Source organism: Flavobacterium sharifuzzamanii (genome assembly GCF_003254585.1).
Classification (GTDB): domain Bacteria; phylum Bacteroidota; class Bacteroidia; order Flavobacteriales; family Flavobacteriaceae; genus Flavobacterium; species Flavobacterium sharifuzzamanii.
Map to the genome: position 1 here is coordinate 21077 of NZ_QJGZ01000037.1, position 20516 is coordinate 41592.

Sequence of the window (20516 nt, forward strand, 5' to 3'; positions counted from 1 at the left end):
ACATTTAAAGTAAACTACTATGGATTTTAATCTTACCGAAGAACATTTAATGATTCAGCAGGCAGCAAGAGATTTTGCTCAAAATGAATTATTGCCGGGAGTTATTGAACGTGACGAAAAACAAATTTTTCCAACTGAGCAAATCAAGAAAATGGGTGAGCTTGGATTTCTTGGAATGATGGTTGATCCTAAATATGGAGGAAGCGGTCTTGACGCTATTTCTTATGTTATTGCAATGGAAGAAATTTCTAAAGTTGATGCTTCTGCTTCTGTTGTTATGTCAGTAAACAATTCATTAGTTTGCTGGGGATTGCAAGAGTTTGGAACTGAAGAGCAAAAACAAAAATACTTGCCAGGTTTAGCTTCTGGAGAAATTCACGGAGCGTTTTGTTTAAGCGAGCCTGAAGCAGGAAGTGATGCAACTTCACAAAAAACGACAGCAATTGATATGGGAGACCATTATTTAGTTAATGGTACAAAAAACTGGATTACAAACGGAAATACAGCATCTGTATATTTAGTAATTGCACAAACTCATCCAGAATTGAAGCATAAAGGAATCAATGCTTTGATTATGACGAAAGATATGCCAGGTTTCTCAGTTGGTCCAAAAGAGCAAAAAATGGGAATTCGCGGTTCTGATACGCACTCTTTAATGTTTTCTGATGTAAAAGTTCCAAAAGAAAATAGAATTGGTGAGGATGGTTTCGGATTTAAATTTGCAATGAAAACTCTTGCTGGAGGTAGAATCGGTATTGCATCTCAAGCTTTAGGAATTGCTTCTGGAGCTTATGAGTTGGCTCTAAAATATTCAAAAGAGCGTAAAGCTTTTGGAACTGAAATCTGCAATCATCAGGCAATTGCTTTTAAATTGGCAGATATGGCTGTTAATATTGAAGCAGCGCGTCATTTGTGTATGAAAGCAGCTTGGGATAAAGACAATCATAAAAATTACGACGTGAGCGGTGCGATGGCAAAATTATTTGCTTCGCAAGTTGCCATGGACACTGCAGTTGAAGCGGTTCAAATTCACGGAGGTAACGGATACGTAAAAGAATATCATGTAGAGCGTTTAATGCGTGATGCAAAAATTACTCAGATTTACGAAGGAACTTCTGAAATTCAGAAAATCGTAATTTCTAGAGCGGTTATTGCTGGATAAATAATCTTAGAATTTTTTTTATACCCTTTCGGCTTTTAGTTGAAAGGGTTTTTTTATGAATATTCTATTACTTTTCATAAGTTTATGCTCCAATAAATTTTATTATCAATCATCAATAAAAACAGAAAACCATGAGAAAGCTATACTTTTTGCTTCCAGTTATTTTTTTAGCCTGTAAATCGGGAACTTCAACGACAAAGGAAAATGAAGTAAAAATAAATGCAAAGCCACTAGAAATCAGTTATAAAGTAAGAGAAAATGAAATCTCAGATTTCCTGAAGTATCTTTCTTCTGATGAATTGGAAGGACGTGAAACTGGAACAAAAGGAATTGAAAAAGCGGCTGTTTTCTTGGAGGATTTTTTAAAGAAAAATAAAATCAAACCATATTTTAAGACCTATCGTGATACTTTAACCAATTTTGAGTCTCCAGCTTTTAATATTGTTGGAGTTATTGAAGGAACTGATCCTCAATTAAAAAAAGAATTTGTCGTATTAAGTGCACATTATGATCATATTGGTTTGGAGAAAAAAGAACAAGCCGATAAAATAAATAATGGTGCGAATGATGATGCTTCGGGGGTAACTTCTGTTGCGGCGATGGCAAAATATTTTAGCGAAACAAAATCGAATAAGAGAAGTATTTTGATAGTATTCTTTGCTGGAGAAGAAAAAGGATTATTAGGGTCTAAAAGTTTAGTAGAGAAATTAAAAAAACAAAACTTCAACCTTTATACACAATTAAATATCGAAATGATTGGTGTGCCAATGAAGCGTGATTATTTAGCATACATTACAGGTTTTGATAAATCGAACATGGCGCAAAAAATAAACGAATATACAGGGAAAAAGACTATCGGATTTTTGCCAAAAGAAGCAGAATATCAATTGTTCTATCGTTCAGATAATTATTCGTTCTTTCAAGCTTTTGGCAAACCATGTCAATCTGTAAGTACTTTTGACTTTGAAAATTTTGATTTTTATCACCATGTTTCAGATGAATTTAAAGTAATGGATATTCCGCATATCACTGCATTCACTCAGGAATTATTGCCAGCCGTGACAAAAATTGCTGTTTCGCCTACGCAAGAAATAACCATGAATAAATAAGAGGCTGTTTTACAGCATTTGATTATTTTTGCTCCATGAAAAATATTATTGTTACAGGAACAAGCAGAGGAATTGGTTATGAATTAGCCTTGAAATTTGCTGAAGCTGGCCATCAGGTTTTGGCCATTTCCAGAAAAATACCGCAAGCACTTTTAGAACATCAAAACATAACTTGTCTGTCTGTTGATTTGGCAGATGAAACGGCTTTAGGTCAAGTCGAAAATTTCCTTTCTTCAACTTGGAAAAAAGTTGATGCAGTAGTTCATAATGCAGGAGCTTTGCTTTTAAAACCTTTTGCAGAAACTACTCAGGCAGATTTTGAAAGTATTTATAAAGTGAATGTTTTTGCAGTAGCGAATTTGACTCGTATCTGTATTCCGTATTTAGAAAAAGGAAGCCATGTTGTTACTATAAGTTCGATTGGCGGAGTTCGCGGAAGTTTGAAGTTTGCCGGATTGGCGGCGTATAGTTCGAGTAAAGGCGCTGTGATTACTTTAAGCGAATTATTAGCAGAAGAATATAAAGAAAAAGGAATTTCATTTAATGTTCTGGCTTTAGGATCTGTTCAGACCGAAATGCTAAACGAAGCTTTCCCTGGATACCAAGCGCCAATTTCAGCAGAAGGAATGGCAACTTATATTTATGATTTCACATTAAACGGAAATAAATATTTTAACGGAAAAGTGTTAGAAGTTTCTTCAACGAATCCGTAAATAGTTATGAATTATGAGTTTTGAATTATGAGTGAGAGTATTGTGAAAACTAAAAGTTTTGAGTTAGCTGTAAGAGGAGTTAATTTTTATAAATGGCTAGTTTCAGAAAGGAAAGAATTTGTAATGAGTAAGCAGTTTTTGCGTTCGGTTACTTCAGTTGGTGCCAATGTTCGGGAAGCTGTGAATGCTCAAAGCAAACCTGATTTTATTCATAAATTATCGATTTCTCAAAAAGAATGTGATGAATCAATGTATTGGTTGGAAATATTGATTGCTACGAATTATATTTCTAATGCGGAATTTGAATCAATGCACAAGCAATTTGAAGAAGTGCTAAAAATCATAAAAAGTATAATTTTAACAACAAAGAAAAAACTCATAACTCAAAACTCATAATTCATAATTAAATTGAGCGAAACTTTAGCTAAATATATTCCAGAACATGCGGTAAAACCCGTTTTTGATTTGATAGTGGCCAATCAGGTTCATTTGAAAATCGTAAACGAACGTCAGACGCGTCATGGAGATTATAGACGCGGACCAAGCGGGAAGCACGAAATTACGGTTAATGCAAGTTTGAATAAGTACAGGTTTTTAATCACGTTGATTCATGAAATTGCACATTTGGTTGCTTTTGAGAAGTTTGGACGAAATATAAAACCGCATGGAAATGAATGGAAATATACTTTTCAGCGTTTGATGGTTCCGTTTATTCGGCCAGAAATATTTCCTGGACAGATTTTGCCTTTGCTTGCGAGGCATTTTAAAAATCCTTCAGCGAGTAGTGATACCGATACGACTTTATCTTTGGCTTTAAAACAATATGACAAAGACAGCGATAAGAATTATGTTTTTGAGATTCCGTATGGAAGTGTTTTTAGAATCAAAAACGGTAAAGTATTCAAGAAATTGGCTGTTAGAACCAAACGTTTTGAATGCATCGAAATTAGCTCTGGAAAAACCTATCTTTTTAATCCAAATGCTGAGGTTGAGTTAATTCATTGAAAATTCCAATATCTAAATTCCAAATTCCAAAAACCAATAAAGAAATCCCAAATTCCTAAGTGTACTACAATTGGAATTTGGGATTTTACTATTTTGAAATTAAAAATTCTAAAGCCCTTTCAAATAAGCTTCACGTACTTTCTTGAATAAGTTTGAAGAATAGACAAATTTAACGATTGCTTCATTATCGGTTCTAAAGATTTCTTCTTTAGTTCCCTGCCAAGCTTTTAGTCCTTTTTTTAAGAAAACAATATTTTCACCGATTTCCATTACAGAATTCATATCGTGTGTATTGATTACGGTCGTGATATTGTATTCTTTTGTAATTTCCTGAATCAAGTTATCAATCAAAATCGAAGTATTCGGATCTAAACCTGAGTTTGGTTCGTCACAAAACAAATATTTCGGATTGTTTACAATAGCACGTGCAATTGCCACACGTTTCTGCATACCTCCAGAAATTTCAGAAGGTAATTTTTTATGTGCGTCAACCAGATTTACTCTTTCTAAAACAAAATCAACACGTTCTTTGATTTGTGCTTTACTATTGTTAGTAAACATTTTTAATGGGAAAGCCACATTTTCTTCAACAGTCATAGAGTCAAATAAAGCACTTCCTTGAAATACCATTCCGATTTCAGTTCTCAAGTCACGTTTTTCGTCTTTGTCCAAATCAGAATAAACTCTTCCGTCAAATTCAATTGTTCCTGAGTCTGGTGTGTGAATTCCTAACAATGTCTTTAGTAAAACTGTTTTTCCAGATCCACTTTGTCCAATAATCAAGTTGGTTTTTCCAGTTTCAAATACGGTCGATACGCCTTTTAAAACCTTGCTGTCGCCAAATGATTTTTCTATATTTTTTACTTCTATCATTATCCTAGTAATAATTGAGTTAATATATAATTTAGAAGGATAATAGTAACAGATGTCCATACAAACGATGTTGTACTTGCTTTACCAACTTCTAATGCGCCACCTTTCATGTAATAACCATGAAAAGATGGGATTGTTGCCAATAACATGGCGAAGATTAAAGTTTTGATAAAGGCATACGTAATATGAAATGGTATGAAATCTTTCTGAGCTCCCATAATAAAATCTGCGCCTGTCGAGAATCCTCCGTAAGCACAAGCAAGCCATCCTCCAAAAATTCCTAAAAACATACTAATTCCGATTACAAAAGGGTACATTAATAAAGCTATAATTTTTGGGAAAACAAGGTAGTTTACTGAGTTAACTCCCATAACTTCTAAAGCATCAATTTGCTCCGTAACACGCATTGTTCCGATACTTGAAGTAATGTAAGATCCCATTTTTCCAGCCATAATTACTGAAATAAAAGTAGGGGCAAACTCCAAAACTACAGATTGACGTGTTGCAAAACCAATTAAATATTTTGGGATTAATGGATTAGTTAAGTTTAAAGCTGTTTGAATGGCAACAACTCCTCCAATGAAAAAAGATATAAAGCAGACAATTCCAAGGGAATCAATAATCAAATCATCAATTTCTTTGAAAATTAAATTTTTCATAACCGACCATTTGGTCTGTTTATTGAAAATTTCTTTCAGCATTAAAAAATATTTTCCTATTTGGGATAAATAACGAATTAGCATCATAAGTTTTAAATATTGGCTAAGGTAAAAAGAAGTTATGAGTTATGAGTTATGAGTTCAGTTTTTTCGAGTGTTTTACTACTCAAATTAACTTTTCTTTCATTTTTTTTAAACGATAATTTCTAATAAACTTAGCTTGTTCGGGAGTTACTAATAAAGGAGTTTTGGCGCTTTTAGCTTTCATAAATCCTTTAATGTAATCTAAAAATAGAAATGGTTTTTTCTTCATCATTGCCAGTTTTGCTGAAGCAATAGCAGTAATCCAAAAACCATAACCTAAAGTGTAAAAAGCTTCGCCTTGTTTATAACGAGCTGTCTTGTTATAGTTTGCGCCAGTTGGTTTTAGATGTTTTACATGCAAAGATTGGTCAGTAACTATTTTCCAATCGTAATATTTACAAAGTAATTCATCAACTGTGTCCCAACCCATCGCTGGTCGTAAGCCACCAATTTGTTGAAACGTTTCTTTTCTATAGGCTTTTAAGGCGCCTCGAATATGATCTTTATCGGTTAGATTTTCCAGAACCCATTCGCCGTTTTTATCAATATAGCAGAATCCGCCAGCCATTCCGATTTTAGCATCAGATTCGAAATGTTTAATTATAGTTTCGAAATAGTTTGGAGGAAAAATTAAATCGCCGTCTATTTTTACAATAATATCATAATCAGAATCCAGAGTTTCAAAACCTTTCTGAAAAGCCTGAATTACTTTGCTTCCCGGTAAATGAATTGCATCTGAAGTTTTGTTTACAACAGAAATGTATGGGTTTTCTTTTGCGAATCCCAAAACAACTTCTTCAGTTTTATCTGTAGAATTATCATTTACAACCACAACTTTAGAAGGCAGGACAGTTTGAGTAACTAGAGACTGTAATGTTAAGCCAATTAGATTTTCTTCGTTGTGTGCGGGAATGACGATGTAGTACTTCATATTAAATTCCAATTTTTTAAATTCCAAATCTTGGGAATTAATCCCAATTTTCTAAAATTCCAAATTCCAATCTTACCGTTAAGGTTAAAGTTGGAATTTGGAATTTATATATTGGAATTTTTATTTTATCCTTTCCGCTACCACGATATAATATCTTGGAGTAAAATATCTCAATAATGGTCTGATTCCAAGCTTTTTTACTGGATGCGTAAATTGAAGGCGGTCAGTTATTTTCCAACCTGTTTTTTCCAAAAGCCAATCCAACTGCCAATCCTCAAATTCGTGGTAATGTCTATCCCACATATCTGTTTTAGAACGATAAGCTGGCGAAAACCATAAACGTAACGGAATTGAAATTAACAATTTATCACATTTTACATTTTGTAAAATTGTGTATGGATTTAGTAAATGTTCGAAAATTTCAAAAGCTGTAAAAACGGTATAATCTTCTGTTTGTAAAGCTGTTTGATCGTTATCTAAATCTTCGCCTTTTGTGTTTTTTACAGTATAGCCGTTTTCTTCCATTATTTTTGAAAACGGATTTGGCACGCCAAAATCAAAAATAGTTTCAGATGTGCTAACATGTTTTTTTAAAAACTCTAAAGTAAGTTTGAATCTTTTATTCGGAAACGTTTTTTCGTACATAGTCATTGCGAACGAACTAATCTCTCGTTCATGAATTGTTAATTAGGTCGCAAATATACTAAAAAAGTAATCAGTGTTCAGTTTTTAGTATTCAGTTGAGGTGCTAAGTTTTAAAATGAATTTCTTGCAATCCCGATAGCTATCGGGAGTGAAGTCGCAAAGTTTTGATAAAAAAATAAACCATATAAGTAATACAAGTTCAATTAAGAGAAAACTTAATATATCTTATATTACTTATATGGTTAAAAAACTTTCGCAACTTCGCGAGATTATTTCCTCGACTTTAAATTTAATATCTATAGACAAAAGCATTAATGTTCATTCCAGCTCCAACTGAAGCAAAAATAAGAACATCACCTTTATTGATTTCGTGACCTTCAACTTTTTTCTGAAGAATTAAATCGTACAAAGTAGGAACGGTTGCAACACTGCTGTTTCCTAAATCATGAATGCTCATTGGCATAATGTCTTTAGGAGCTGTTTTGTCGTATAATTTGTAGAAACGTTCGATAATCGCTTCATCCATTTTTTCGTTTGCTTGATGGATAAGGATTTTTTTCACTTCGTCAATTCCGATGCCGCTTTTATCCAAACAGCTTTTCATTGCGCAAGGAACATTGCTTAAAGCGAATTCGTAGATTTTACGTCCATACATTTTAATATATTTCGTATCTGGATCTAAATCTTTGTTATATGATTTTCCGAAGAAAAGGTAGCCAGCTTCGTCAGTTGCATAAGTTGCACTTTCGTAAGCTAATAATCCTGTTTCGTCAGTTGAAGCTTCTAAGATTGAAGCACCTGCACCATCAGAATAAATCATCGAATCACGATCGTGATCATCAACAACTCTTGATAGCGTTTCAGCTCCAATTACCATTACTCTTTTTGCCATTCCAGATTTGATGAAAGCATTGGCTTGCAAAACGCCTTCGATCCATCCTGGACATCCAAAAATAATATCATAAGCCACACACTTAGGGTTTTTAATTCCTAGTTTGTTTTTCACTCGTGTTGCTAAACTCGGTAAAATATCAGACTGAGTAGTTCCTGGTTTTACATCTCCAAAATTATGAGCGATGATAATATAGTCTAAAGTTTCAGCATCAATTTCAGCATTTGCAATTGCTTTTTCAGCAGCAAAGAAAGCTAAATCAGAGGCATTGTATTGTGGTTCGGCATAACGGCGATTTTCAATTCCCGTAATGCCTTTGAATTTTTTAATAACAACTTCGTTCGGATAACCAAAAGGAGTTCCATCCTCATTTAAAAAAACATGTTTATCAAAATCTGTGTTTTTTACTTCTAGATTAGGAATATAGCTCCCAATGCCAATAATTTTTATTTTCATTTTTCCCTTAATTATCCGATAAATTTAGTGCTAATGTATAAATAATATTATGATAACAATCATAAAAAATAGTATGCATGCATATAATTATGAAATAACTATTTTTCGCTTGATATATTGTTTTTCTTCTAATGATTTTTTAATATTTCCTAGATTTCAAACGATTGAAGACGATTTTGAACGTAAAGTTTTTTTGCTTTAATTTTAATTTAGCGACAATAATTTCACAAAAGATTAGCAGAAAGTTATGTTTCTTTAAATCAGATTTCTTCTTTGGTGTTTTTGTTTGATAAAAGTTTCAAGTTTCAGGTTTCAAGTTATGTTAGAACCTGAAACCTGAAACTTGAAACCTGAAATAAAAAATAAAACCCGACAAATTTTAAAATCTGTCGGGTTTGGATATTTATAAGAAAACTAAATTTTAGCTTTCCATATAAGCTTCGATTGGAGCACAGCTACAAACTAAATTTCTGTCACCGTAAGCATCATCTACACGACGAACTGATGGCCAGAATTTATTGTCAGCGATGTAATCTAATGGATAAGCTGCTTTTTCTCTTGAATAAGGGAAATCCCAAGAATCAGAAGTTAACATAGCTAATGTATGAGGTGCATTTTTTAATACATTGTTTGTGTCATCAGCTGTCGCAGTTTCGATCTCTTTTCTAATTGAGATAAGAGCATCGCAGAAACGATCTAATTCAGCTAAATCCTCAGATTCCGTAGGTTCGATCATTAAAGTTCCTGCTACTGGGAAAGAAACCGTAGGAGCGTGGAAACCGTAATCCATCAAACGTTTAGCGATATCACCAACTTCGATTCCGTTTTCTTTAAATGAACGGCAATCTAAAATCATTTCGTGAGCAGCTCTTCCGCATTCTCCTGTATAAAGAATTGGGTAGTGCCCTTCGAAACGCGCTTTCATGTAGTTAGCATTCAAGATTGCGTGTTCTGTAGCACTTTTTAATCCTTCAGCACCCATCATTGTGATGTAACCGTAAGAGATTAAACATACTAAAGCAGATCCGTAAGGTGCAGATGAAATAGCAGTAATTGCTTGTTCACCACCAACTTTTAAGATTGGATTTGTTGGCAAGAACGGAACTAATTTTTCGTTCACACAAATTGGTCCAACTCCAGGTCCACCACCTCCGTGAGGAATAGCAAATGTTTTGTGTAAGTTTAAGTGACAAACGTCAGCACCAATAGTAGCAGGATTTGTTAATCCAACTTGTGCATTCATGTTTGCACCATCCATATATACTAATCCGCCGTTTTCGTGGATTAATTTAGTGATTTCAATAATTGAAGATTCGTAAACTCCGTGAGTAGAAGGATATGTTACCATTAAACAAGATAAGTCATCTTTGTGTTCAATAGCTTTTGCTCTTAAATCTTCTACGTCGATATTTCCTTCTGGAGTTGTTTTAGTAACAATGATTTTCATTCCAGCCATAGCAGCAGAAGCAGGATTTGTTCCGTGAGCTGATGAAGGAATTAAACATACATTACGGTGACCTTCGTTTCTTGACATGTGGTAAGCACGAATAGCCATTAAACCAGCGTATTCTCCTTGAGCTCCTGAGTTTGGCTGTAAAGTTGTTCCAGCAAATCCAGTGATAACATTTAATTGCTGCTCTAATTTTTTAAGCATCGTGATGTAACCTTCAGCTTGTTCAACTGGTGCAAACGGGTGAATGCTGTTCCAGTTTGGCATTGAAAGAGGCAACATTTCAGAAGCAGCGTTTAATTTCATTGTACAAGAACCTAATGAAATCATTGAGTGATTCAACGATAAATCTTTACGCTCTAATTTTTTGATGTAACGCATTAACTGGCTTTCTGAATGATGATTATTAAATACATCATGTGTTAAGAAAGAAGATGTTCTTTCTAACGAAGCTGGTAATTGACTAGTTTCAGTTAATTCAGAAACTGTGAAAGTTTCTTTTCCTAAAGCTTCAGCAAAAATCGCAATGATTTGGTTGATGTCAGCAATCGAAGTCGTTTCGTTGAATGAAATTGAAACTGATTCAGCATCTGGATAGAAGAAGTTTACTTCGTTTTTCTCAGCAACTGCTTTTACTTTTTGAGCGTCTGCTTTTACTAAGATTGTATCAAAGTAAGCTGAGTTAGTTTGGTAAACTCCAATTTTATTTAAAGCTTCAGCAGTAGTAACCGCCGATGCATGAACTTTGTTTGCAATGTATTTCAAACCTTCTGGTCCGTGGTAAACAGCGTACATTCCAGCCATAACTGCTAGTAAAACCTGAGCAGTACAAATGTTTGAAGTAGCTTTTTCACGTTTGATGTGCTGTTCACGAGTTCCTAAAGCCATACGTAAAGCACGGTTTCCATTTGTGTCAACAGAAACTCCGATAATACGACCCGGCATAGAACGTTTGTATTCGTCTTTAGTTGCAAAGTAAGCCGCGTGAGGACCACCGTAACCCATTGGTACGCCAAAACGTTGAGTAGTTCCAACAACAACTGCAGCTCCCATTTCTCCTGGAGAAGTTAAAGTTGCTAACGATAAAATATCAGCTGCAAAGGCAACTTTGATTTCATTTTCTTTTGCTTTAGCAACAAAAGCGCTGTAATCATTTACCTGACCATATTTTCCTGGGTACTGTAAAATAGCACCAAAGAATTCATTTGAAAAATCAAAAGTTTCATGATTTCCAACAACTAATTCAATTCCGATTGGAGTTGAACGTGTTTGAAGTACAGATAAAGTTTGTGGTAAAATTTCTTCAGAAACGAAGAATTTATGTGTATTGTTTTTCTTTTGATCTCTTGTACGAACATCAAATAATAAAGCCATCGCTTCTGCAGCAGCAGTTCCTTCATCAAGTAAAGATGCGTTTGCAATTTCCATTCCTGTTAATTCGATAACCGTAGTTTGGAAATTTAAGATAGCTTCTAGACGACCTTGAGCAATTTCTGCCTGATAAGGTGTGTAAGCTGTGTACCATCCTGGGTTTTCAAAAATATTTCTTTGAATTGGAGCAGGAACGATAGTTGGGTGATAACCCAAACCAATGTAAGATTTGAATACTTTATTTTTCTTTCCTAATTCCTGAATGTGATTTGCGAATTCATATTCAGTCATCGCAGGATCTAAATTCAAAGGTGCTTTTAAACGAATGTCGTCTGGAAGGGTTTCATAAATAAGTCGCTCGATAGAGTCAACTCCAATAGTTTTCAGCATATGCTGAAGATCAGTTTCTCTTGGACCAATGTGTCTTAAAGCAAAAGCATCTGTTTTCATGTAGCTATCTAAGTTTTTTTAATTAATGTGTTCGTACACCATTTTATGGTACGAATCACATTTAAAAGTAAATGTGTTGTTTTTTTGTGGCGCAAAATTAAGTATTATTAATAATTTAATAGGTATTTTTAACTTCATTTTTTATCAAATTTATAATCAAAGACTTGGTTTGTTAATAAATGATTAGATTTGAGGTATGATAGTATCAAAACGCATCTTAGATTTTTATCTAAATAGCAGTATTCATGTGGCTTTATCGTGTTACGCTCTTGTGCGAATCACGTTTCATGTATTTCATATTCAGTATGATGAGCCAATGGCGCTTTTTGTTTTTTTTGGCACAATTGTAGGATATAATTTTGTAAAATATGATGCTTTAGTTCGTGTTAAGAAAAATCCAATTGGAATTCAGCTAAAAATTATCGCTGTTTTGAGTTTTATTTCGCTGATTTTGGTTGGGTATTATTTTTTCCATTTAAAGCGAGTCACCCAAATTGTTTCGGTAGTAATTTTTCTGATAACGGCACTTTACACGCTTCCATTTTTCCCAAACCGAAGAAATGCCAGAAACTGGGCAGGCGTAAAAATTTATATTGTTGCACTTTGCTGGGTTGGTGCCACTTTGGTATTGCCTTTAATAAATGCCGAAATTCCGTTTACAACAGATTTCTTTATCAAATGCATTCAGCGATTTATATTGGTTTTCGTATTGATTTTGGTTTTCGAAATTTTAGATTTAGCCAACGACGATCCACATTTACAAACCGTTCCGCAGACAATAGGAGTAAAGAAGACCAAACTTTTGGGGTTTCTATTATTGATTCCGTTTTGGTTTTTAGAAGTTTTTATCACAACTTTCAATTATCATGATGCCATAATAAATTTGATTATGGTTGTCATGCTGATGCTGTTTATCGCTTTTGCGAATCCAAATCGTTCCAAATATTATACTTCGTTTTGGGTAGAAAGTGTTCCGATTTTTTGGTGGCTAATGGTGGTTTTTCTTTAGGGTAAATTATGTCCAAGTATGTAAATGATTTGGGCGTGCCCCTCCGGGTCGGGCTATCCGTTACAAGTCCTCGCTCTTCCTTCGTCAGGCTGTGGGCTTTCCACTTCTATCCCTCACGCAAAACGTAAAAGAGGAAAATTTATTTTTAAAAGAGATCTTATTAATTATAACTTTCAGATACTTCTTTCAAAACTTTATTTCTTTCCAAAAGGAAATTAGTAAGATGCTTTTCCAAAAACAAAATATCAAGAAGTTCTCCTAAAATCCCAAACGGAGTTTCATATTGCAATTTGTCTTTCATGATAGTTACTCTATTTTCTTCCTCAAAAAAATGTTCATGTTTAAACGATTTGAATTTGCCATTTTCCATTTCATCTACAAAGTAATCATAGAAATTCATTGCAGTAATTCGGCTTTTGTGAGTGAGATAAAATCCAAAATGCTTTCCTCGCCAGGTTACCGTTTCGTCTAAATTAATTAAACCAGAAGTTACGCCAGCAATTGCTTTTTCTTTTGAAGGACTTGCAGATTTTTGATGAATGTCAATGTTTCTTGAGGCATCGAAAACGATTTGTTTTGGTGCTTTTATTTTGGTTGTGAGGTTTATTGTTGTCATTGGTTTAAATTTTTCTTTACGTAATCTTGTCATTTCGACGAAGGAGAAATCTCCACAAGCAGCTCCGCAATCAAAATCGTCAATCTTTGTCAATTCTCTAGTGTGATCCCTCGTTCCTCGGGATGACAAAAATGACGTAATATTATTTTAATAAATCTTCAAAAGCATCATCAATCTCCTCAAACTTAAATTGAAACCCATTTTCCAAAAGTCGTTTTGGAACTACATTCCTGCTTTTTAAAACCAATTCTGTTTCTGTGCGAATAACAAAAGAACCAATTTCAAGGAAGAATTTATTTAATGGAATCCCAAAAGGAAAACCAATAGATTTTCTCAGTCCTTGCATAAAATCACTATTTCGGATTGGCGTTGGAGAAACAATATTGATAACGCCTGTAATTTCTTTTTCAATAATAAAATCAACTGCACTTGCAAAATCCTCTTCATGGATCCAACTTACAAACTGATTGCCACTTCCTTGTTTTCCTCCAAAACCCATTTTTGCCAAAGTTTTTAAGGGAACAAATGCACCGCCATTTTTTCCAAAAACGATAGAAGTTCGCAAAGCAGTTTTTAAAGTTTTAGGAGTTTCGGTTTTAAAAAATGCTTTTTCCCAAGAAAGCGCCACATTTATAGAGAAATCATTCCCGATTTCGCCATCAACTTCATCCATTTGCTTGTCTAAAGAAAACCGATAGATAGTTGCTGTTGATGAATTCAACCAATGTTTCGGCGGATTTTTGCAACTCAAAACTGCTTTATTTAAGATTTTTGTGCTTTCAATTCTAGACCAAAGAATTTCTTTTTTATTAGCTTTCGTATATCGGCAATCAACAGATTTTCCTGCAAGATTTATTAGAATAGAAGCATTTTCTAATTCTTTTTCCCAGCCTGTAAAAGTTCGGGCATTCCAGTTTACATATTTAATTCCGTCAATTGTTTGAGATTTTCCACGAGTCAGAATTACAATTTCTTCAAATTTATTTTTGAAATGATTCACTAAAACTTGTCCAAGAAAACCTGTTCCGGCTGCGATTATAAGTTTTTTCATTTGTTTTCAAGTATTAAACCCTACAGGTTTTTAAAACCTGTAGGGTTTCGTTAGGTTGATTAAGCTTTAAAAACTAATCTCTCTTCTCGCTGAGCTTCTTTAGCTTTTCTTTTTCCTCTAAAAAAGAAATATAAATTGAAGAATAGCATTATACCAAGATAAATAGAAAATCCGCCAATTTTATAACTTAGTCTTTCAATTAATTCCTGATAGCTGTCATTGCTTAATTGCAGTTCCAAAATCATTAATGCAAAACCAATATTTAAAAGATAAAATCCGGTTTCAAAAAGTTTGTTGGTTGCTTCAGCTATTTCTTCGCGTCCTTTAAAAATGTCAAGCATAAATATTTTTCCATTTTTGAAAAGCGTTTTAGAAACATAGTAAGTTAGAAATAAAGCAACTGGTAAATAAATTCCATAACCGATTAAGATTTTTGTAGTTTCCATGATATTTGAATTTTAGTTGTTGTGAATTAATTTTTGAACGTATTTGGTTATAATTAAAATGTTGAGGTAATGCAGAATTGAAATAATAAAAACGATGACAGCTGTTTTTACACAAATTGTTTCGATCAATTGAGTTGATGAAACGATTTTTTGCCAGGAGATTAAAGTCATCGCACAATAGCCAATGTTTAAAAGATAATAGGCCAAAAGCAAAACCTGATTAATTTTCTGGCAGAGATCGGTGTGGTTTGGAATTAATTCTAAAACAAAAATGTTTCCGTTTCTGTAGCAGATTTTGCCAACTTTTAGGATAATGAAAGTTGTAATGCCGAGATACATTAAATATCCAATAATGTTGAGGTTCATAATTTCTTTTTTTGATTATAGATAATAAACGTTAGAAAGAATATTAAGGAAATTGGTAATAAGAAAAGCCAAGTAAATTCTCCGTCCCAGATCAAAAAGAAAAAAATTACCAATGAGAAATAAATGTATATGAATTTGTTTTTCGGAAATAAAACAAGAAATAGAAATGCAGCTAAAACCTGCAATGCTCCTGTAATTGCTATTCCGTAAGCCCCTGCCAGTAAAAACGTTAATGCACAAATATTGATGATTTCCAGTATTTTAAAAGTTGTTTTCATAATTACTGTTATTTTTAAACTTTCAGAAAAAAATGAAAGTTTTGATTAAATTTTTTTATTTCATCATTTTGATAACCAATTTTCCTAGCCAGTTTTCGTTGAATTCAGTCATTTTGTCCAACATATTGTCAGCTTTTAAAACGAAATCATACAATTTAGTTGTTTGATCTACAAAATGTTTTTCTTCTGCAGAATCTTTAGCTTCGATTGTCGAAACTTCTTTTAAGATTTTAAGAGCTGGTTTTATTTCTCTTTTGCTTCTTTCTCTGGAGATTTTTGCAGCCAATTCGTCTAAATCTTTTTCAGCTGTGAAAAATTCTTTTCTTTCTCCAGCTTTAAATTCTTTATAAACAATTCCCCAATCCATTAATGCACGTAGGTTCATGCTGGCGTTTCCGCGAGAAATTTGCAATTCTTCCATAATGTCTTCCATAGAAACAGCCTCGTTTGAGACCATTAATAAAGCGTGGATCTGTGCCATCGTTTTATTAATTCCCCACTGAGAACCTAATGCTCCCCAGGTTTGTACAAACTTATTTTTTGCTTCTTTGAATTCCATGGATCAAATGTAAGTAAAAGTTTTTAAACTTTCAAAAATAATTGAAACATATTTAGCAAATTATAAAGTTGTGTTAATTCGACCCTTGAAATTTTTGATTAAATAATGATGCAGCTATTTTTGTAAAAATCACATTTTATGGAATTATACTACACATTTTCGGTGCTAATTGTATTGGCATCATTCTTCGCCTATTTGAATTTAAGATTTTTAAAACTTCCTGGAACCATCGGAATCATGATCATTGCAATGTTGGTTTCAGTAGGAATTCGTCTTTTGGGAGATTCTTATTTTCCTGCAACGACAAAACACTTTTTTGACCTGATAAAAGAATTTGATTTCAACGAAATCCTAATGGGAGCGATGCTAAATTTCCTTTTATTCGCGGGAGCTTTACACGTAAACATGTTTGACCTAAAGGAGCAAAAGGTTCCAATTATGATTTATTCGACAGTGAGTGTCGTTTTATCAGCCTTAATTATTTCTGTTCTACTTTATTATATCGCGCCGCTTCTCGGAATTACTATTCCTTATATATTTTGCTTGGTTTTCGGAACCTTAATTTCTCCGACCGATCCAATTGTGGTTTTGGGAGTTTTAAAAGAAGCTAAAGTTCCTAAAAGAATCGAAACAAAAATTGTTGGTGAATCCTTGTTTAATGATGGAGTTGCGGTTGTAATGTTTGCGGTTGTCCTAAAAATGGCAACAGACCCAACATTTGATGCTACTTTTAGTTCAATTAGCTGGTTATTTATCAAAGAAGGAATTGGTGGACTTTTATTAGGAGCTGTTTTCGGATTTACAGCATCTAAGGTGATGAAGAAAATAGACGATTATAAAGTTTCTGTTCTTATAACACTTTCTATAGTTATGGGAGGATTTTTGATTGCTCAAAGCCTGCACGTTTCTAGTCCGTTGGCAATGGTAGTAGCTGGATTGATTATTGGTAATTATGGTAAAAAAGTCGCAATGAGTGAAGTAACCAAAGATTATCTAGGAAAGTTTTGGGAACTTATCGATGAGATCTTAAATGCTATTCTGTTCTTATTTATTGGTTTCGAATTATTATTACTGCCAGATTTGAACAAACAATTGCTTACAGGTTTTGTAGCTATTTTTATTGTACTTTTTTCAAGACTAACCTCGATCGTTTTACCATGGAAATTCTTCGATATATTTAAGTTCTTCGGAATCAAATCAGCTTACAACAAAGGTTCTCTGATGGTTTTAGTTTGGGGCGGAATTCGTGGTGGAGTTTCTATTGCCTTGGTGCTTTCTATGCCTGAAGGAGAATATAAAAACCTGCTTTTGGAAGTAACTTATATTGTAGTTTTATTTTCTATTGTGGTTCAAGGATTGACAGTTGGGAAATTAGCGAATAGAGTTTTGGAGAAAGAGTAAAGATTTAGAAATAGATACAAGAGCAAAGAAACAAGACTTATGTTCTTTGTCATTAAATTTTTAATTAAAAACCCTGCAAGTTCTTTGCAGGGTTTTGTTTTTTATCGTTTATCCTCTTTAGAATAATTAGATTCTCCATTAATATTAATTTCTCCACCTAAAAAGCGAGGTTCTCGATTTCTTAAAACATCGAAAAAAGATTTAAAAATCGAACCATATTCTCTAAAGCGAACATAATTATATCCAAGATATTCTCCTTTATTGGCAGAATATCCAGAAGATTTAATGCCAAGTTTTTGTCCAATATAAATCGCTCGATTTAAATGATATTCTTGCGAAATTAAAGTTGCTTTTTTAATCTTAAAAATATGTTTTGCACGATACATGGTTGAGTAAGTGTCGAAACCGGCATAATCAATGAAGATTTTTGTGGTGTCAACACCATGATTATAACAGTAGTTTTTCATTACCGTTAATTCGTCATATTCATCGCGACCATTATCACCCGAAAGTAAAATTTTATTAATTCGTTTTGCTTTCCAAAGCATAATTCCTGCATCTAGACGATCCTTTAAATATTTGCTTGGCTGATTTCCATTAATGCCTGCACCAAAAATAATTCCGACATCATTTTTAGGAAACTTCTTTATTGAATAATAAATATACTTTTTGGTCGAAGATTTGACGTAATAATTTACAGAAACAACAGAAATCAATCCGATGATTGCAAGATAAAGCGCTATTTTAAAATATTTTTTCACGGCTTGTATTTGTAAGATTAAGATTTAATATCGCTAAGATAGCTAAAGTAGAATCAAATAAAAAACCGAAGCATCTCTACTTCGGTTTTAAAATTTAATTCTCTAAGAAGCTTAGCAACTTAGAACCTTAGTATCTTAGAATCTTTACAACAATCCCGCTCTTTTCAATAAAGCTTCAGGTTTTGGTTCTTGCCCTCTAAAACGTTTGTATAAAGTCATTGGATGTTCTGTTCCTCCTTTTGAAAGTACATTGTCTTTGAATTTTTTCGCAATTTCTTCATTGAAGATTCCATTTTCATGGAAATATTCGAAAGCATCAGCATCCAGAACTTCAGCCCATTTGTAGCTGTAATATCCAGAAGAATACCCGCCTTGGAAAATATGAGAAAAAGCGGTACTCATAGCATTTTCTTTTACATCTGGATACAATTGTGTATTAGCAAATTGTTCTGTTTCGAAAGCTTTAAGATCTGTAATATTGGTTGGATCTTGTCCGTGCCAAGCCATATCTAATAATCCGAAACTTAATTGGCGTAATGTTGCCAAACCTTCTTGAAAACTTGCACTTTCTTTAATTTTCTGAACATATTCAATCGGAATAATTTCTCCCGTTTCATAGTGATTTGCAAACAAAGCCAAAGCTTCCGGCTCATAACACCAGTTTTCCATAATCTGACTTGGCAATTCTACAAAATCCCAATAAACAGAAGTTCCAGATAAACTTGGATAAACTGTATCAGCTAGCATTCCGTGTAATCCGTGACCGAATTCGTGGAATAAAGTCGTAACTTCATTAAAAGTTAATAATGAAGGTTTTGTTTCTGTTGGTTTTGTAAAATTACAAACGTTCGAAATATGTGGTCTTTCGTTTACGCCGTCTTTTACATATTGTGATTTGAATGAAGTCATCCATGCACCATTTCTTTTTCCTTTTCTTGGGAAGAAATCAGCGTAGAAAATCGAAACTAAATTGCCATCATTATCTTTTACTTCATAAGTGGTAACTTCTTCGTGGTATTTATCGATATCGAAAACTTCGGTAAAAGTTAAACCGTAAAGTTTTTTAGCCACTGTAAAAGCACCGTCTAAAACTTTTTCTAATTGAAAATATGGTTTCAGTTTTTCATCATCTAAATTAAAAAGCTGTTGTTTTAATTTCTCAGAATAATAAGCGCCATCCCATTTTTCCAATTGTTCGATTCCGTCTAGTTCTTTTGCGAAAGCAGTCAATTCAGCAAATTCTTTTTTAGCTGCAGGTTTTGCTTTTGCCAATAAATCATTCAAGAAAGAAAATACTTTTTCTGGACTTTCGGCCATTCTTTCTTCCAGAACAAAATGAGCATGCGTTTTATAACCTAATAAATTGGCTCTTTCGTGACGAAGTTTCGCAATTTTTAGAACGTTTTCTTCATTATTGAATTCGTTTTTTTGGAAACCTTTTGCTCCAAAAGCAATTGCCATTTTTTTACGCAATTCACGATTATCAGCATAAGTCAGAAACGGAACATAACTTGGATGATCTAAAGTGAAAATCCAGCCTTCTTTTTCCTGATTTTTAGCTAATAATCTAGCTGCCTCGATTGTTCCTTCTGGAAGACCAGACAAATCTTTTTCGTCAGTCAAATGCAATTCGAAGTTATTAGTTTCTGCCAAAACATTTTCGCCAAACTGTAAACTCAATTTAGATAATTCTTTGTCAATTTCTCTCAATTGGTTTTTCTTTTCTTCTGGCAAATTAGCTCCGTTTCGTGAAAAACTTTTGTATTTTTTATCTAATAAAGTTGTTTGTTCTGGGTTTAGATTCAAACTTTCTTTTTGATCATAAACGGCTTTTACTTTCGCAAACAATTCTGTATTTAAGCGAATGTCATTTCCTAGTTCTGAAAGCCAAGGCGAAACTTCCTGAGCAATTTTCTGCATTTCGTCATTCGTTTCAGCCGAATTCAAATTGAAGAAAATACTTGAAAGACGATCTAAAATATCACCCGAAAAATCCATCGCGACAATTGTGTTTTCAAAAGTTGGCTCGTCTGGATTATTTACAATTGCATCAATTTCGGCTTTAGCCAAAGCAATTCCTTCTGTAAAAGCAGGAACGTAATCTTCGATTTTGATTTGCGAAAAAGGTGCAGTGTTATGTTTGGTGTTGAAATATTGTGTTAATACGCTCATAAGTAGAGTTTTTTAAAAGTAGTCAGTGGTCAGTTTTTTAGTGTTCAGTAGTTGTCT

21 protein-coding genes are annotated in these 20516 nt (G+C 33.5%); 7 read left to right on the forward strand and 14 right to left on the reverse strand.

Annotated elements, in window-relative coordinates:
* Positions 1–19: 19 nt before the first annotated feature.
* The 5 genes from DMA14_RS08645 (at position 20) to DMA14_RS08665 (ending at position 3989) form a co-directional block, all read left to right on the forward strand.
* Positions 20–1162: an acyl-CoA dehydrogenase gene (locus DMA14_RS08645; RefSeq protein ID WP_111424338.1), complete on the forward strand. Its 1143-nt coding sequence runs from the start codon at positions 20–22 to the stop codon at positions 1160–1162.
* A gap of 131 nt (positions 1163–1293) precedes the next feature.
* Complete coding sequence (locus DMA14_RS08650) at positions 1294–2271, forward strand: M20/M25/M40 family metallo-hydrolase (RefSeq protein ID WP_111424339.1); 978 nt, start codon at positions 1294–1296, stop codon at positions 2269–2271.
* 35 nt (positions 2272–2306) lie between these two features.
* Entirely contained in the window at positions 2307–2984 is a 678-nt protein-coding gene (locus DMA14_RS08655) for an SDR family NAD(P)-dependent oxidoreductase (RefSeq protein WP_111424340.1), read from the forward strand.
* Between the two features lie 27 nt (positions 2985–3011).
* Complete coding sequence (locus DMA14_RS08660) at positions 3012–3380, forward strand: four helix bundle protein (protein ID WP_111424341.1); 369 nt, start codon at positions 3012–3014, stop codon at positions 3378–3380.
* 12 nt (positions 3381–3392) lie between these two features.
* Entirely contained in the window at positions 3393–3989 is a 597-nt protein-coding gene (locus DMA14_RS08665) for a SprT-like domain-containing protein (RefSeq protein ID WP_111424342.1), read from the forward strand.
* 108 nt (positions 3990–4097) lie between these two features.
* Here the strand turns inward: DMA14_RS08665 and DMA14_RS08670 are convergent, their stop codons facing one another.
* From DMA14_RS08670 to gcvP, 6 genes are all read right to left on the reverse strand, one after another.
* Entirely contained in the window at positions 4098–4862 is a 765-nt protein-coding gene (locus DMA14_RS08670) for an ABC transporter ATP-binding protein (RefSeq protein ID WP_111364526.1), read from the reverse strand.
* Entirely contained in the window at positions 4862–5608 is a 747-nt protein-coding gene (locus tag DMA14_RS08675) for an MlaE family ABC transporter permease (RefSeq protein WP_008464210.1), read from the reverse strand. The genes DMA14_RS08670 and DMA14_RS08675 overlap by 1 nt, the downstream gene beginning before the upstream one ends.
* Positions 5609–5687: 79 nt before the next feature.
* Positions 5688–6536 (reverse strand): glycosyltransferase, encoded by an 849-nt coding sequence (locus DMA14_RS08680; protein WP_111424644.1) that lies wholly within the window; start codon positions 6534–6536, stop codon positions 5688–5690.
* A 120-nt stretch (positions 6537–6656) separates the two neighbouring features.
* Positions 6657–7181 (reverse strand): methyltransferase, encoded by a 525-nt coding sequence (locus tag DMA14_RS08685; protein ID WP_111424343.1) that lies wholly within the window; start codon positions 7179–7181, stop codon positions 6657–6659.
* A 289-nt stretch (positions 7182–7470) separates the two neighbouring features.
* Entirely contained in the window at positions 7471–8529 is a 1059-nt protein-coding gene (locus DMA14_RS08690) for a 3-oxoacyl-ACP synthase III family protein (RefSeq protein ID WP_111424344.1), read from the reverse strand.
* A gap of 421 nt (positions 8530–8950) precedes the next feature.
* Positions 8951–11800 (reverse strand): aminomethyl-transferring glycine dehydrogenase, encoded by a 2850-nt coding sequence (gcvP, locus tag DMA14_RS08695; protein ID WP_111424345.1) that lies wholly within the window; start codon positions 11798–11800, stop codon positions 8951–8953.
* Between the two features lie 196 nt (positions 11801–11996).
* Between gcvP and DMA14_RS08700 the strand changes: the two genes are divergently transcribed.
* Complete coding sequence (locus tag DMA14_RS08700) at positions 11997–12809, forward strand: UbiA prenyltransferase family protein (RefSeq protein WP_111424346.1); 813 nt, start codon at positions 11997–11999, stop codon at positions 12807–12809.
* Between the two features lie 160 nt (positions 12810–12969).
* On the opposite strand, the gene DMA14_RS08705 is transcribed toward DMA14_RS08700, so the two are convergent.
* From DMA14_RS08705 to DMA14_RS08730, 6 genes are all read right to left on the reverse strand, one after another.
* Positions 12970–13425: an SRPBCC family protein gene (locus DMA14_RS08705; RefSeq protein ID WP_111424645.1), complete on the reverse strand. Its 456-nt coding sequence runs from the start codon at positions 13423–13425 to the stop codon at positions 12970–12972.
* A 142-nt stretch (positions 13426–13567) separates the two neighbouring features.
* Positions 13568–14476 (reverse strand): TIGR01777 family oxidoreductase, encoded by a 909-nt coding sequence (locus DMA14_RS08710; protein ID WP_111424347.1) that lies wholly within the window; start codon positions 14474–14476, stop codon positions 13568–13570.
* A 59-nt stretch (positions 14477–14535) separates the two neighbouring features.
* On the reverse strand, positions 14536–14922 hold the full coding sequence (locus DMA14_RS08715; protein WP_111424348.1) for a hypothetical protein: 387 nt from the start codon (positions 14920–14922) through the stop codon (positions 14536–14538).
* A gap of 12 nt (positions 14923–14934) precedes the next feature.
* The gene (locus tag DMA14_RS08720; protein WP_111424349.1) at positions 14935–15288 is read right to left on the reverse strand and encodes a hypothetical protein; all 354 of its coding nucleotides are present in this window, start codon (positions 15286–15288) and stop codon (positions 14935–14937) included.
* Positions 15285–15566: a hypothetical protein gene (locus tag DMA14_RS08725; protein WP_111424350.1), complete on the reverse strand. Its 282-nt coding sequence runs from the start codon at positions 15564–15566 to the stop codon at positions 15285–15287. Before DMA14_RS08725 ends, DMA14_RS08720 begins: the two co-directional genes overlap by 4 nt.
* Positions 15567–15621: 55 nt before the next feature.
* Positions 15622–16125, reverse strand: a complete 504-nt coding sequence (locus DMA14_RS08730) for a GbsR/MarR family transcriptional regulator (RefSeq protein WP_035650528.1) — start codon at positions 16123–16125, stop codon at positions 15622–15624.
* 138 nt (positions 16126–16263) lie between these two features.
* On the opposite strand from DMA14_RS08730, the gene DMA14_RS08735 reads away from it, so the two are divergent.
* Complete coding sequence (locus tag DMA14_RS08735; protein ID WP_111424351.1) at positions 16264–17526, forward strand: cation:proton antiporter; 1263 nt, start codon at positions 16264–16266, stop codon at positions 17524–17526.
* A gap of 101 nt (positions 17527–17627) precedes the next feature.
* On the opposite strand, the gene DMA14_RS08740 is transcribed toward DMA14_RS08735, so the two are convergent.
* Together DMA14_RS08740 and DMA14_RS08745 are read right to left on the reverse strand one after the other, a co-directional pair.
* Positions 17628–18287, reverse strand: coding sequence for a SanA/YdcF family protein (locus tag DMA14_RS08740; protein WP_111424352.1), 660 nt, complete (start codon positions 18285–18287; stop codon positions 17628–17630).
* 144 nt (positions 18288–18431) lie between these two features.
* Positions 18432–20459: a M3 family metallopeptidase gene (locus tag DMA14_RS08745; protein WP_111424353.1), complete on the reverse strand. Its 2028-nt coding sequence runs from the start codon at positions 20457–20459 to the stop codon at positions 18432–18434.
* Positions 20460–20516 lie beyond the last annotated feature (57 nt).